Origin of the sequence: Nonomuraea sp. NPDC000554 (assembly GCF_040300065.1) — a bacterium.
Classification (GTDB): domain Bacteria; phylum Actinomycetota; class Actinomycetes; order Streptosporangiales; family Streptosporangiaceae; genus Nonomuraea.
Map to the genome: position 1 here is coordinate 43,849 of NZ_JBEPDC010000001.1, position 14,032 is coordinate 57,880.

A 14,032-nucleotide genomic window follows, 5' to 3' on the forward strand; every position below is an offset into this window, starting at 1 on the left:
GGTTGTTCAGGGGGTTCATGAGGTGCTATCAGCTTCCAATCGCATATGAGTGCTGCGCCCGCCAGGAGAGCCACACGGAGTCGCCCCGCTCCGCGGTGGTCGTCGAGTCATGCGCGTTCTGCTGGAACACGGTGATCTCGGCCCCGTCGGCGAGGCTCACGGCGTAGCTGTTGTACGTGCCCAGGTAGACCACCTCGGCGACGGTGCCCGACACCGCGCTGACGTCGCCGGCGGGCTCGTCCGTGGAGATGGTGATCTTCTCCGGACGAACGGTGACCGTGACCTCGCCGTCCTGCCCCGGCACCAGCACCCGGCCGCCGCCGATCTTGAGCACGCCGCTGGTCGCGGACCCTGTCAGCAGGTTGGACGTGCCGATGAAGCCCGCCACGAACGCCGTCGCCGGCCGCTCGTAGATCTCCCGCGGCCCGGCCAGCTGCTCGACCAGGCCGTCGTTCATGACGGCGATCCTGTCGCTCATCGTGAGGGCCTCGCCCTGGTCGTGCGTCACGTACACGAAGGTGATGCCGACCTCGCGCTGGATGCGCTTGAGCTCGATCTGCATGGCCTGGCGCAGCTTGAGGTCGAGCGCGCCGAGCGGTTCGTCGAGCAGGAGGGCCCTGGGCCTGTTGACCAGGGCGCGGGCCAGCGCGACGCGCTGCTGCTGGCCGCCGGACATCTCGCGGGGCCGGCGCTTCTCCCTGCCGGCGAGATCGACGATCTCCAGCATCTCGCCGACGCGCCGCCTGATCTCGTCCTGCGGCGTCTTGCGCTGCTTCAGCCCGAACGCCACGTTGTCCCAGACGCTCATGTGCGGGAAGAGCGCGTACGACTGGAAGACCATGTTGACGTCACGCCTGTTCGGCGGGACGTTCGTGACGTCCCGGCCGTGCAGTTTGATCACGCCCTTCGAGGGCTCCTCGAAACCGGCGATCATCCGCATGGTCGTGGTCTTGCCACAGCCGGACGGGCCGAGGAGGGAGAAGAACTCCCCCTCGGCGATGCCCAGCGTGACACCTTTCACCGCCTGGACGACCTCGCCATGCGAGAGGTACTCCTTGACGACGTCCTCTAGCTCGATCGCGCTCTGCTCGATCGCGCCGGGTTCGTTCTCCCGGTGCTCGGTCATATCCAGGACTTATCCCAACTTCTCGCGTTACTCGCCGATGTAGTGCATGACGTGCTTGACCCTGGTGTAGTCGTGCAGGCCGAAGACCGACAGGTCCTTGCCGTACCCGGAGTGCTTGAAGCCGCCGTGCGGCATCTCCGACACGAACGGGATGTGCGTGTTCACCCAGACCACGCCGAAGTCGAGCCGGTTCGACATGCGCATGGCCCGGCCGTGGTCGGACGTCCAGACCGAGCCGCTCAGCCCGTACCTGACGTCGTTGGCCTTGGTCAGCGCGTCGGCCTCGTCGGTGAACGTCTGGACGGTGATGACCGGGCCGAACACCTCGTTCTGCACCATCTCGTCGTCCTGCTTGAGCCCGTCGACGATCGTGGGGGCGAAGAAGTACCCCTTGTCGCCGACCCGCTGACCGCCCGTGAGGACCTTGGCGTGCGCCGGGACCCGCTCGATGAAGCCCTGGACCCTGGCGAGCTGGTTCTCGTTGTTGAGCGGGCCGTACAGGGCGTCCTCGGTGGACAGGTCGCCGGTCACGGTGGCCGCGGCGGCCTCGGCGAGGGCGGCCACGAACTCGTCGTGCACGCTCTCCTGGACGAGCACGCGGCAGGCGGCGGTGCAGTCCTGGCCCGCGTTGTACAGGCCGGCGGTGGCGATGTCGGCCGCGGCCTTGGCCAGGTCCTTGACGTCCTCGAAGACCACGACCGGGGCCTTGCCGCCGAGCTCCAGGTGGACCCGCTTGAGGTCGTCGGCGGCGGTGCGCGCCACCGACATGCCCGCGCCGACCGACCCGGTGATCGCGACCATCGCCGCCGTCGGGTGGCCGACGACCAGCGCGCCGGTCTCGCGGTCGCCGGTGACGACGTTGAAGACGCCCGCGGGCAGCACGCTGCCGAGGATCTCGGCGAGCTTGAGCGTGGAGGCCGGGGTGGTGTCGGACGGCTTGAGCACGATCGTGTTGCCCGCGGCCAGCGCGGGGGCGATCTTCCAGACCGCCATCATCATCGGGTAGTTCCAGGGCGTGACCTGGCCGACGACGCCGATGGGCTCGTGCCTGATGACACTGGTGTGGTCGGCGAGGAACTCGCCCGCGGTCGGGCCCTCCAGGGTGCGGGCGGCGCCGGCGAAGAAGCGGAAGTGGTCCGCCGCGACGGGCGTCTCGTCCTCGGCCATCCGGGCGCGCGGCTTGCCGGTGTTCAGGCACTCCGCCTCGTTGATCTCGTCGGCCCGCGCGTCGATCGCGTCGGCGACCTTGAGCAGCAGGTTGGCCCGCTCTCCCGGGGTGGTCCGTCCCCATGACTCGAACGCGGTAGCCGCGGCGGCGAAGGCAGCATCGACGTCGTCCTGGCCGGAGATCGGGGCCTGAAGGTAGGCCTCGCCCGTGCACGGGTCGATGACGTCGGAGAATCGGCCGCTCTTGGCGTCCACGAACTCACCGTTGATGAAGTTCTGCAGACGGGTGGTCAAGGTATGACCTCCTGGTGAGGTGGCTGAGATGCCGTGACTCTTACAGGTCAGGTGCATCAGGACAAGGGATTTCGTGGTGAAGATACCAAATTGCTACGAATTCGCTTGACAGTGCCAGCAGAACTGACAACATGTCGCACACAGGACGGCAATGCGGAGGGGAACGCCCCCGTAACGCCGGGCCGCTAGGAGGACTCCTCGCAATGACCACGCCCCCGCGCGCACGCCGCAGCAGTGACGCGACTCCCGGGCAGGTGGTGCTCGACGATCTCTCCAAACAGATCATCGAGCAGCTCCAGGGCGACGGGCGCCGGCCCTACGCGGCCATCGGCAAGGCCGTCGGCCTGTCGGAGGCGGCGGTGCGGCAACGCGTCCAGCGCCTGCAGGACGCCGGGGTCATGCAGATCGTCGCGGTCACCGACCCGCTCACGCTCGGGTTCCCCCGCCAGGCGATGATCGGCGTCAACATCGAGGGCGACCTGGAGTCGGTGGCCGACGAGCTGGCGGCGATCGAGGAGATCGACTATGTGGTGCTCACCGCGGGCTCCTTCGATGTGATCGTCGAGGTGGTCTGCGAGGGTGACCGGCACCTGCTGGAGATCCTCAGCAAGATCCGCGCCATTCCCGCCGTACGCGCCACGGAGTCGTTCGTCTACCTCAAGCTCCGCAAGCAGACGTACTCCTGGGGTACCCGCTGACCCACGCGTTCCACCGGTCTCACCCGACCGGTTCGACGGCGGCGCTGACGATCGGCGGCACCGGGATGTCCGCCGACCGCACCAGGCGCGGGCCCAGCGGGCCGTACACCTCACGCGGCTCGGGGAAGGCCGTCAGCAGGAGCAGGTAGAGCACGGCGGCGGCCAGGCCGAGCGGCAGCGGCGTCGGGGGTGCGCTCGACGCCGTACGTCTCGATCTCTGTCAGCTCGCTCATCACCGCTCCTGAAGCGCCAGCAGGCTGACGAGGTCGTAGGCGACGTGGGACGCCGCGACGGAGGTGATCTCGGCGTGGTCGTAGGCCGGGGCCACCTCGACGACGTCCGCGCCGATCAGGCGGCAACCCGCCAGCCCGCGCAGGATCTCCAGCAGCTCGCGGCTGGTCAGCCCGCCCGCCTCGGGGGTGCCGGGCGCGTGCGCGGGGTCGAGCACGTCGATGTCGACCGACACGTACAGGGGGCGGTCGCCGATGCGCTGCCTGAGCACGTCGATGACCTCGATCAGGCAGCGGCGCATGACGTCGGCGGAGGTGAGGATGCCGAAGCCGAGGCGGCGGTCGTCCTCCAGGTCCTTGCGGCCTTGAACTCCTCTCCGACCTGAACTGAAGGCCGGAGATTCTTCCCGTCGCACCGGTTAGGCGGCGCGCGGGGGTTGACGCTTCACCGACCGGGTAGCCCCGAGGTCTCCACGTCCTGACACCGCCGTTCCGGCGGCGTTCCTGATGTTGATCGCGGCGTTGTGGTCGGCGTTGCCGGTCCAGCCGCAGGCGGTGTTGCGGCATGCGAATGCCGCCTGGGATGCGCGGTTGGCGGGCTCTTGGTGGCCGCACTGGTGGCAGGTCTGGGACGTGCCCGGTGCGGGTACCTTGACCACCCGTCCGCCCCGATCGGCGCTCTTGTACTCCAGCAGGGTGACGGTCCGCCCCCATGCCTGGCCGCTGATCGCCCGGTTCAAGCCGCTCTTTTGCGCGACGTTGCGGCCCGGCTGCTCGACCGTCCCCTTGGCGGAGGCGATCATGTTGCGGATGTGCAGGTCCTCCACAGCGATGACGCCGAAGGTGGAGGCCAGTTCGGCGGCGGTTTGGTGCTGCCAGTCGAGGGCCCGGCGCTTGGCTGTCGCGCGCAGGCGAGCGATCTGGTCGTAGGTGCGGGCCAACCGGCCAGAGATCGGCCGGCCGGGCGTGCGGAATCGACGCTGACGGGCGCTTTTGTTCTCCAGACGGCGCAGCCGCTCACGTTCACCGCCGGTGAGCCAGGGGCCGTGTTCGCGGGTGGAGCCGTCGGACAGAGCCAAGGCGACCGCGATGCCCCGGTCGATCCCGACCGTGGGGCCGGAGTGCGGCGCGGGGGAAGAGACCGGGGTTTCGGTGCGGAAGACGATGTACCAGCCGTCGGCTTCCTTCACCAGCCGAGCCCCGGTGATCCGCCTTGCGGGGCCGTCCTTGCCGACGCCGGGCAGGTGCTTGGTCCACCGGAACCGGACCCGCCCGATCTTGGGCAGGTTGACCGCGCCCCACCGCCGATTCAGCCTTGCCACGTGCAGATCCCGAGCCTGAGGGACGTCCACGGCCAGCCGTGAGCGGGCCCGGGACTTGAACGTCGGCCGGGCAGCGGGATGGTCAGGGTTGAAGTAGTTCGCCCACGCCTGCCGGTAGATCTTCAACACCGCCTGAGCGGCCTGCGCCGGGAGCTGGCCCATCCAGTCGATCTCATGGCGGGCCTGCCGGATCGCGGTGTCGCAGTCCTTCAACGCTGCAAACCGGCCCTGCCGGAACGTGAAGAACTCGTGCAGCAGGTTCCACAGCGCGCGGGCGGCGTGTGCCTGGCCGTCCAGCAGCGCGCTCTGCGCCGCCGAAAGGTCGAGCCGCGCCTTGTGCGCTCGGGCCCGCTTCACCAGCTCCACGCGCGGATCGTATCGTTTGGTTCATGTCACCGAGATGGGAACCGAATCTTCATGTACGCACTGGACGTCACGTCGTCCACAACCTCCATGCACATTTGGTTTTTGTCACGAAATATCGGCGTGGGGTGTTCACTGACGCGATGCTGATCCGGTGCGAGGAGATCATGCGCGAGGTGTGCGCCGACTTCGAGACCGAACTACGCGAGTTCAACGGCGACGACGACCACGTCCACCTGCTGGTCCACTACCCGCCGAAGGTGGCCCTGTCCAAACTCGTCAACAGCCTCAAAGGCGTTTCCGCGCGCCTGTTGCGCAAGGAGTACAGCACACACGTCCACCAGCATCTGTGGGGCGGACACCTCTGGTCCGGTTCCTACTTCGCCGGCTCGGTCGGCGGGGCGCCGCTGACGGTACTCAACCAGTACATCGAGCAGCAGAAACGACCCGTGTGAGTCCGGCCGCGGACAGGCTGGGAAGGTCATGCCACGCTCGCGCCCTGGCGGGCACTCCCGCGCGGGCCTTCACCCCCGGCCTGAAGACTGAAGGCCGGAGCACTGGCTCGCAACGAGCGCGAGACCCTGCGCAGGGAGGGCGCGGAGACGCTGGCCGAACTCCTGCAGGACGTCCTGGACCCGGCGACCGCCCGCCGCCGCCTGGCCAGGATGGGTCTCCCGCTCGACACCGACACCGTCCTCCTGGTGGTCAGGGGCGCGCCCGACGACGTCCTGCGCAGGGCGCTCGGCGACCTCCCGCACCTCATCCTCAGGCGCGGCGACGACCACTACCTGCTGGGGCCGCCCGCCCTGGCAGCCCCGATCGCCGCGCTGCCGGGGGTCAGCGCGGGCCTGAGCAGGCCCTTCCCGCCGGGCGAGTCCACTCGGGTGGCGCAGCGCGAGGCGGTCTGGGCGGCCACGCAGGCGGCGGAGTCAGGCAAGGCACTGATCCACTACGGCGACGACACGACGGGCAGGTGGCTCCCCGACGACCCCGCCACCCTGGAAGCCCTGGTCGAGCATGTCCTGGGGGCCGTACTGTCGTACGACGAGGCGCACGACTCCCAGTTGCTCACCTCGGCGCGCACCTGGATGGAGCGGAACCGCCACACCGAGGCCGCCGCGGCGGCCCTCCACATCCACCCCAACACCCTGGCCTATCGGCTGCGCAGATTCGCCGCCCTGACGGGCCGCGACCTGTCGTCCAGCGCCGCCTTCGCCGAGGTCTGGCTGGCCATCCGCGCCGCCCGCCAGCTGGGCCTGCACGACCAGTGACGACGCCCGGCGCGCCGCCGGCTCTAGGACGCCTGCCTGCCCGCGCGCCACTCCGGCGCGAGCACCGACCAGACCTCGACGTCGGCCCGCTTGCCCCGGTAGAGGTAGCTCTGGCGCAGCACGCCGTCCTTCGTCATCCCGAGCCGCCGGGCCACGGCGATGCTGGCCTGGTTCGCCGACGAGACCCGCCACTCCACGCGGTGGACGCCGCGCTCCTCGACGGCCCAGTCGATGATCACGCGGGCGGCCCTGGTCACCAGCCCCTTGCCCACCGCCGACGGCTCCAGCCAGCAGCCCGCCTCGGCGGTGCCCTGCCCGATGTCCATCGTCCGGAAGAGGACTCCGCCGACCAGCTTGCCGTCCGTCCAGATGCCGTAGATCCGCCCGGTGTCGGCCGCGGCCTTCTCCGCGTACGCCTGGAGACACGAGCGGCTCGACTCCAGGTCGGTCACGGCGTCCGCGAGCACGATGTGCTGCCCGATGAACTCCCGCCCTCGGTCCATGTGGGCCAGGAACTCCTCGGCCTGCCACGGCTCGAGCGGGCGCAGCTCCGCGCCGTCGTCGCCCAGGGATATCGCGTACATATTCCCCCTTCGCGGTCTAAACCCGTACACACTGCGAAGGGATCCTCTCACGGGGGTCAGGTGGTCAGCTGGACGGTGGCGATCTCCCAGGGACGCAGCGGAAGGCGCAGGATGCCGTCCTCGACCTGCAGGGGGTCTCCGGGGCGGCCGCGGAGGTCGGCTCGGCGGGCCTGGGTGAAACCCCCTTCGACGAGCGCTTCCGTGGCCGTCGGGGTGAGGGCGACGACGCGGAGCTCCCGCCACTCGTCACGGGACCTGAGCGAGGTCATGACCACGCCGTCGCCCGTCACCGACAGGCCCGGGGCGGGGTCGGGCTGGGCGAGGCCGGCGGCGCCGGTTCCGGGGGTGACGACGAGGTCGTGCCTGAAGGTCTCGGCCGCCGGGAGGACGTCCTGCCAGGTGCCGTCGTACGGCATGAGCGCGAGGTTCACCGAGCGGAGGCCGCGCGACTGGGCGGCCGGGGTCGGCAGCTGGGGGCCCGCGGGCTCGGGGCGCAGGGCGTTGCGGTTGCGGGAGAGGTAGCCGACCGAGCGCAGCAGGGTGAGCGCCAGCTCGGAGCCGCCCTCGACCAGTTCGTACTCGGTGACGTGCTCCAGCAGGGCCGCGACTCCCCCGGCCGCCACCCAGGAGGAGGCGGGGAAGGTCGGCAGCGGAGTCTCGCCGCAGCCGGCCTCCGCGGTAAGACCGCGGGTGACGACCGCGAACTGGCCTTCAGCGTGTGAGACGGACGCCTTGGCGGGCAGCGGCACGTGCAGCCGGACCCGGTGGTCGACGCAGCGGTTGTCGAACGCGACGCGCAGCCGGACGAACGGCTCGCCCGCCCGCAGCTCGACGCGGGTGTCGACGACGATCCGCTCCATCTCGGCGGTGCGAGACTTCGCCGGCAGTTCGGGGGTGAACTCGACGCCGTCGCCCGCCGCCGGCCACCGGTACGTGCGCCGGACGTCGAGCGCCGCCACGAGCGGGCCCGAGCAGACGGGTTCGACCTCGATGGCCTCCGGCAGCGTGATGAACAGGTCGTTGACCGGGGGCGCGTAGTTGTAGGTGTCGCCCACGTCGCCGCCGTCGACGATGCGCCCGGCGCCGGTGAGCGTGGTGCCGTCGGCGCCGGTCAGGGTGAGGGTCCCGTCGAGGGCGACCTCGACCCGCAGCAGCCCGTTGTCGAGCACCCGCCCGCCGTCGAACGTGACCGGCGACTCGGGCATCTCGGGAGCCTCGGCCGCGGCGTCGAACGGCACGGGCCGCACGCTGGTGTGGCCGAGCGGCGGCGCCTCGACGAGCGCGGCCACGGTGCGGCGCGGCTCGGCCTCGATGCGGACGCGCGACACCCCGTCGAGTGCTCCGCGCAGCTCCGCCACGTTGAACGGCACCGTGGACTCGCGGGCGACGGTGAAGGTGAGGGTCTCGCCCTGCACGGCCCAGCTGGTGATGTGCTGCCCGTACAGCTCGGTGCCGTGGATGAACGTCAGGGCCGTGGCCGGGTCCATCCGCTCGTCCAGCAGCAGGATCGGCGCGTGCTCCAGCGGCTGCGTGGCCACGCGCGCGCCCGACGGGTCCACCAGCGGGTCGGTGCCGGCGACGTCCAGGATCACGACGCTGCGCCGGGTGGCCGGCGTCGGGTTGACGACCAGCATCCCGCCGGACGGCACCGCGGCGGCGAGCCTGGCCGTCACCATGTCGCGGACGGCCTGCCCGAGCTGTTCCGCCTCGGCGATGCGGGCGGCCACCTGCTGGGCCGTGTCGTCGACGCCGCAGCCGGTCACCGAGTCGTGGCCGCTGGCGTCGACGAGCCGCCACCAGGCCATGTCGAGGAAGCGGCCGGGCCAGTCGGCGCCCCAGAGCGTGGCCAGCGGTTCCGCGTAGCGTTCGACCATCCGCTCGGCGCGTCCCATCGCCTGCTTGACGTGCGCGCGCACGGAGATGACGCCGGGCAGGATGTTGGCTCGGGCGTGGGAGCGCAGCTCGCCGGTCACCCGGGGCAGCCCGTCGACGTCCGCGGAATGGGCGGTGACGTAGCCGGTCAGGGTGTCCATGCGGGCGCCGAGGCCCGCCACCATCTCGGGCAGGCCGCGCACCGGGGCGGAGTGGTCGGTGCCGTACATGGCGAGCAGCGGCCCGTCGGGGCCGTGCCACTCGCGCATCGTCCGGGTGAAGGTCTCGGCACGTTCGGCGAGCCGGCCCGCGTCCTCGAACAGGTGCGCGCCGTTGCCGTACCCGCCGGCGGGCAGGTACTGGGTGCGGATGGCGGTGCCGTCGGGCGCGGCCCAGGCGAACGCGTCGGTGACGACGGACGACGGCACCCCTCGGTAGACGCAGGCGTGGAGCAGCCCGGCCAGCCTCAGGATCTGCGGCATCTGCGCGGTGTGCCCGAACATGTCGGGCAGGTAGCCCACCGGCATGGCCCCGCCGAGCTTGTCGGCCCGGTCCATGCCCAGTTCCAGGTTGCGGACGATGTTCTCGCCCGAGCAGAGGAACTCGTCGAGCAGGATCTGCCACGGGCCCACCGCCAGCCGCCCGGACTCGACGAGCGCGGCGACGCGGTCGCGGTTCTCCGGACGCACCTCAAGGTAGTCGTCGACGCAGGCGAGCTGCCCGTCGAGCGTGAAGTGGTAGCGGGGCTCGCGCTCCATGGTGTCGAGCACCTCGTCGAGCAGCGCCACGAGCCGCAGCCTGAAGCGCTGGAACGGCTCGTACCACTCCCGGTCCCAGTGCGTGTGCGGGACGACGACGATCTCCGTGGTCACGCTGCTTCCCCTCCGATGGGCAGGCCGTGCTGGACGGCGTAGCGGGCGGCGATGCGCTGGGCGGTGACGATGTCCTCGAGGCCGCCGGCCTGGCCGGTGAGCGGCGGCCGGCCTTCGGTGACGTAGGCGTGGAAGGCGGCGAGCTGCGTCTCGAACGCCTCGGTCACGTCGCGGAACTCGGTGCGGCTCTCGGCACCCGACACCACGGTGAGGGTGGTGGGCGCGTTCATCAGGTACGGCGTGGGGAAGGCCAGTTCCAGCGTGCCGCGGTCGTGGTGGATGGCCACGGTCTCGCGGTAGGCGGGGTAGTCCTCCAGGTAGTGCCAGCGGATGCTGAACCGTCCGGTGGCGGGCAGCGGCCCGGAGATCTCGATCGACCCGGGCCCGGGGCCCCAGGTCTCCACGTGGTCGATGACGGACGGCGATCCAGTGAAGCGCCGCAAGAGCGACAAGTCATGACAGATCGAGCCGAGGGCGACGTTGTAGAGCGCCCGCGTGGCCGGGTCGGCCGCCTCCCCCAGAGCGGTGGAGACCAGGGCGTCCTCGGCCTTGCGCAGCTCAGCGAGCAGGCCGGGCGCGACGTCCTGGGCGCGGGTCAGGTTGGCGAAGGCGAGCTGCGACTCCCCGCTCGGGTGCAGGACGGTCACCTCGACCGACCTGATCGCCTCCGCCCCGCCCAGCTCGGCCAGGAGCTGCTCGGCCCGGCGCACGGCCGGGTCGTACTGCTTCATGTAGCCGACCATGAGCCGGCCCTCGGGCAACGCCTCGACCTCGGCCCTGGTCAGCGCGAGCGGCTTCTCGCAGAGCACCGCGTACCCGGCCGCCAGCGCCTGCCGGACCGCCTCGCCGTGCGATCCGGAGGCGAGCATGAGGACGGCGTCGAAGCCGCCGTCGGCCAGCATGCGCTCCAGCTCGGTGTAGCGGCCGGGAGCGCCCAGCCGGTCGCCGACGGCGTCGGCGAGCGTCGCCGACAGATCGCAGACGGCCGTCACCTCGAACAGCTCACGCCGCCGCGACAGCAACGGCACATAGACCGCCTGCGTGACGGCTCCGCATCCGACCAGCGCGATCCTCACAGCCCGATCCTCCCGCGTCAAAGTCCCAGCTCTCTCAACTTCTCGCGATTTGCCGCCTGATCGGCGATGTTCTGCGCGACCGTCCGGCGGCCTGGCAGCGTGTCCTGCTCGATGATGACCCAGCCCTGGTAGCCGAGCTCGTCGAGCGTGCGGACCACGCCCGGCAGGTCCAGCTCGCCCTCGCCGAGCGGGGCGAAGCCGCCGCGGCCCATCAGCTCGCGCAGGTCCACGCCGTCGGCGAGCGCCTGGGCGAGGATCTGCCTGTCGCCGTCCTTGATGTGGACGTGCCCGACCCGGCCCGACCAGTCGCGCAGCGCGGTCACCGGGTCTCCTCCCGCGAGCAGCAGGTGGCCGGTGTCGAGGCAGAGCTGCACGTCGGTGAGCTCCAGAAGGCGTTCGACGTCCTCGGGGGTCTCGACGTAGGTGCCGAGGTGGTGGTGGAAGGCGGGCTCGAAGCCGCGCTCGCGGCAGCGGTCGACGGCCTGCTGCACCCGCGCGGCGTAGCCCGCCCACTCCGACGGTTCCAGCCCTGGAGCGTTCCCGCCCGGCCTGGCGAAGCGCGCAGGCGTGCCCGAGCAGGCGAGCGTCGGGCGCGGAGCCAGGTGCGCGGGGGCGGCGGGGGCCGCCGCGAACACGTCGAGGGCCGCGTCGAGCGTGGCCAGGCCGCTCTGGAACGCGTCCGGGTCGCTGTAGCGCAGATCGACCCAGCCGCCGGCGAGCAGCAGCCCGTCGAGGCGCTTCGCCAGCTCGTCGCCGATGCCGAGGTAGCCGATCGGGCCCATGTCGATGCCCTCGTACCCGGCGCCGGCGAGCGCGCGGACCATCTCGTCGGCGGTCAGCGGCGGCGGCGCGTCGCTCAGCTCGAACACGCCGAAGCTCACGGGAGCGTTGGCGACACTGGTCAGGCGCATATCGCCATCACCTCGTTCTCGTAGGTTTCCAATCGGTGCGATCCCTCGCCGGCGGGCACGAGGACGCGCTCGCCCCGGATCACCTGCCGGTCCCCGTCCGGACGCACCAGGACGAGCCCTTCGGCGTCCAGCGCGAGCAGCTCGTCGCCGAGCCTGACGAGCAGCGGCTGGCCGGGGCCGGCCGAGATCGCGGTGCGACCGGCGGCCACCGCGTCGAAGACCTGCCCGGTGTCCTCGGCCAGGACCCAGGTGGTCGGGGCGCCCGGCAGGCCGTCGTCGCCGTGCCGGTGGAAGTCGCTGGCGCCGATCGCGATCACGTCGTCGCGCCAGGCGGCGGCCCAGGCCAGAGGGGCGCCCCAGCGCCGGTCCCACCAGCCGGAGTGCCAGACCTCCGCGATGCGGGGACGCTCGGTCAGCGGCTGGAGCCAGGCGCAGTCGCCGCCCAGCGGGTGGTTGATCGAGATCAGCCCGCCGTGGTCGCGGGCGTGCGCGACCCAGGAATCGGCGGGGCGGCGGAAGTCCACCCAGCCGACGGCGCCGAAGACGTTGGCGTGGCCGCGGTCGGTGGTGACCTCCTGGCCGGGCAGCAGGTCGATGCCCCGGCGGGTCCGCGCCAGCTCGGGGTGGTGGCTGACCGTGTTGTGGTCGGTGACAGTCAGGAAGTCGAGCCCCTGCGCCTTGGCCAGCTCGGCCAGTTCGGGGACGGTGAGCGCGCCGTCGCTGTGCAGGGTGTGCGCGTGGAAGTCGCCGGCGAGCCACCGCATGCCGTCTATTGCGGGAATGTCGCGGCGGGGTGGCCGCTCGCCGACGGGAGGCTCCGCCACGACGGGCCGCTCGGGCGCCGTGGACGCCGTGACGATCTCCAGCGTGTAGTCGAGCCCCTGCGCCGGCACCCGGTGCAGCCGCAGCCACACGTGCCAGGTGCCCGCCTCCGGCTCGCCGGCCAGGTAGCCGGGCGTGGCCCAGTCGGCGGTGATCGTGTACTCGTCGCGCGCGCCGCCGGACCAGCCGCGGAAGCCCCGTGGCGAGCCGCATCCGAGGTCGAGGACGCCGAGCGACCTGTCGAAGCGCAGCCGCACGGTCACCGCGGCCGTGCCCGGGGGCACCTCGAAGGGCACCTCGCGCAGCATCCGCTCCAGCCGGTCGTCCAGGCTCCAACGCCCCTTGATCACCGTCACGCCGTCACCAGCTCGCCGTCGCGGTAGACCAGCGCGCGGTCCCGGCGCGGCAGCGCGTATCCGGTCTGGCCCGGCGACGGCTCGCTGCCCTCGGGCACGACCGCCTGCACGGGCACGTCGCCGACCTCCAGCGTCACCAGATGGGACGCTCCCAGGTTCTCCACGATGGCCACCTTCCCGCCCAGCGCCCCGTCGACGGGCTCGACGGAGTAGGACATGTACTCCGGGCGTACCCCGAACACGATCGGCTCGCCATCGGTCAGAGTCCCGTCGGCGGACGTGGGCACCCGCACCTTGCACCCGGCCACTTCCAGTGTGTCGCCGCGAACGACGCCGTCGAGCAGGTTCATCGGGGTCGAGCCGATGAACCCGGCGACGAAGGTGTTGGCGGGACGCTGGAACACCTCGGCCGGAGTGCCGATCTGCCGGATGTGCCCCGCCTCCATGACGGCCATCCTGTCGGCCATGGCCAGGGCCTCGGCCTGGTCATGGGTGACGAAGACGGTGGTGACGCCCAGCTCGCGCTGGAGCTTCTTCAGGAACGTCCTGGCCTCCAGGCGGAGCCGGGCGTCCAGGTTGGACAGCGGCTCGTCGAACAGGAACGCCTGGGCCTGCGTCGCCATCACGCGGGCCAGCGCGACGCGCTGCTGCTGCCCGCCGGACAGCTGCCCGGGGCGGCGGTCCATCAGGTGGTCCAGGCCCAGCCTGGCGCCCACCTCCTGCGCCTTGTCGCGCCGCGCCGCCTTGGCGACCTTCTTGATGCGCAAGGGGTAGGCGATGTTGTCGGCGACGTCCATGTGCGGGAAGAGCGCGTAGTCCTGGAAGACCATGGCCACGTCCCTGGCGCCCGGCTGGACGCCGGTCACGTCGCGGTCGCCGATGACGACGGCGCCGCCGGTGGCGGTCTCCAGCCCCGCGATGGTGCGCAGCAGCGTGGTCTTGCCGCAGCCGGAGGGGCCGAGCAGGGCGAAGAACTCGCCGTCGGGGACGACCAGGTCGAGCGAGTCGAGCGCCGTCACGCCACCGGGGTAGACCTTGGTGAGGCCTCGCAGTTCGATTGCGGCCATA

General features: G+C 71.3%; 13 protein-coding genes and 1 pseudogene. 3 read left to right on the plus strand and 11 right to left on the minus strand.

Features of this window, described 5'->3' with window-relative positions:
- Positions 1 to 28: 28 nt before the first annotated feature.
- Positions 29 to 1,126, minus strand: a complete 1,098-nt coding sequence (locus tag ABT294_RS00195) for an ABC transporter ATP-binding protein (protein ID WP_350802416.1) — start codon at positions 1,124 to 1,126, stop codon at positions 29 to 31.
- Between the two features lie 27 nt (positions 1,127 to 1,153).
- On the minus strand, positions 1,154 to 2,587 hold the full coding sequence (locus ABT294_RS00200) for a gamma-aminobutyraldehyde dehydrogenase (RefSeq protein WP_350802418.1): 1,434 nt from the start codon (positions 2,585 to 2,587) through the stop codon (positions 1,154 to 1,156).
- A gap of 203 nt (positions 2,588 to 2,790) precedes the next feature.
- Here ABT294_RS00200 and ABT294_RS00205 point away from each other — a divergent pair, with 203 nt between their 5' ends.
- On the plus strand, positions 2,791 to 3,285 hold the full coding sequence (locus ABT294_RS00205) for an Lrp/AsnC family transcriptional regulator (protein WP_350802419.1): 495 nt from the start codon (positions 2,791 to 2,793) through the stop codon (positions 3,283 to 3,285).
- A gap of 19 nt (positions 3,286 to 3,304) precedes the next feature.
- Here ABT294_RS00205 and ABT294_RS00210 read toward each other — a convergent pair whose 3' ends face one another.
- The 3 genes and pseudogenes from ABT294_RS00210 to ABT294_RS00220 form a co-directional block, all read right to left on the minus strand.
- Positions 3,305 to 3,439, minus strand: coding sequence for a hypothetical protein (locus ABT294_RS00210; RefSeq protein ID WP_350802420.1), 135 nt, complete (start codon positions 3,437 to 3,439; stop codon positions 3,305 to 3,307).
- Between the two features lie 78 nt (positions 3,440 to 3,517).
- Positions 3,518 to 3,898 (minus strand): annotated as a pseudogene (locus ABT294_RS00215) (arginase family protein); the annotation flags it as partial.
- A 36-nt stretch (positions 3,899 to 3,934) separates the two neighbouring features.
- Positions 3,935 to 5,203: an RNA-guided endonuclease InsQ/TnpB family protein gene (locus tag ABT294_RS00220; protein ID WP_350802422.1), complete on the minus strand. Its 1,269-nt coding sequence runs from the start codon at positions 5,201 to 5,203 to the stop codon at positions 3,935 to 3,937.
- A gap of 23 nt (positions 5,204 to 5,226) precedes the next feature.
- On the opposite strand from ABT294_RS00220, the gene tnpA reads away from it, so the two are divergent.
- A complete protein-coding gene (gene tnpA, locus ABT294_RS00225) occupies positions 5,227 to 5,655 on the plus strand; it encodes an IS200/IS605 family transposase (RefSeq protein WP_350802423.1) in 429 nt (142 codons plus the stop codon).
- A 210-nt stretch (positions 5,656 to 5,865) separates the two neighbouring features.
- Complete coding sequence (locus ABT294_RS00230; RefSeq protein ID WP_350802425.1) at positions 5,866 to 6,471, plus strand: PucR family transcriptional regulator; 606 nt, start codon at positions 5,866 to 5,868, stop codon at positions 6,469 to 6,471.
- A 23-nt stretch (positions 6,472 to 6,494) separates the two neighbouring features.
- Here ABT294_RS00230 and ABT294_RS00235 read toward each other — a convergent pair whose 3' ends face one another.
- The 6 genes from ABT294_RS00235 to ABT294_RS00260 are packed head-to-tail and all read right to left on the minus strand — an operon-like array spanning position 6,495 to position 14,031.
- Positions 6,495 to 7,055, minus strand: coding sequence for a GNAT family N-acetyltransferase (locus ABT294_RS00235; protein WP_350802426.1), 561 nt, complete (start codon positions 7,053 to 7,055; stop codon positions 6,495 to 6,497).
- Positions 7,056 to 7,111: 56 nt separating this feature from the next.
- Positions 7,112 to 9,799 carry a glycoside hydrolase family 38 N-terminal domain-containing protein gene (locus tag ABT294_RS00240; RefSeq protein WP_350802427.1) on the minus strand — a complete coding sequence of 896 codons (2,688 nt, stop codon included), beginning with the start codon at positions 9,797 to 9,799 and terminating at the stop codon, positions 7,112 to 7,114.
- Positions 9,796 to 10,875, minus strand: a complete 1,080-nt coding sequence (locus ABT294_RS00245) for a Gfo/Idh/MocA family protein (RefSeq protein WP_350802429.1) — start codon at positions 10,873 to 10,875, stop codon at positions 9,796 to 9,798. Before ABT294_RS00245 ends, ABT294_RS00240 begins: the two co-directional genes overlap by 4 nt.
- A 17-nt stretch (positions 10,876 to 10,892) precedes the next feature.
- On the minus strand, positions 10,893 to 11,786 hold the full coding sequence (locus ABT294_RS00250) for a TIM barrel protein (RefSeq protein WP_350802431.1): 894 nt from the start codon (positions 11,784 to 11,786) through the stop codon (positions 10,893 to 10,895).
- On the minus strand, positions 11,777 to 12,964 hold the full coding sequence (locus ABT294_RS00255; protein WP_350802432.1) for a CehA/McbA family metallohydrolase: 1,188 nt from the start codon (positions 12,962 to 12,964) through the stop codon (positions 11,777 to 11,779). Before ABT294_RS00255 ends, ABT294_RS00250 begins: the two co-directional genes overlap by 10 nt.
- Positions 12,961 to 14,031: an ABC transporter ATP-binding protein gene (locus ABT294_RS00260; RefSeq protein ID WP_350802433.1), complete on the minus strand. Its 1,071-nt coding sequence runs from the start codon at positions 14,029 to 14,031 to the stop codon at positions 12,961 to 12,963. The genes ABT294_RS00255 and ABT294_RS00260 overlap by 4 nt, the downstream gene beginning before the upstream one ends.
- Position 14,032 lies beyond the last annotated feature (1 nt).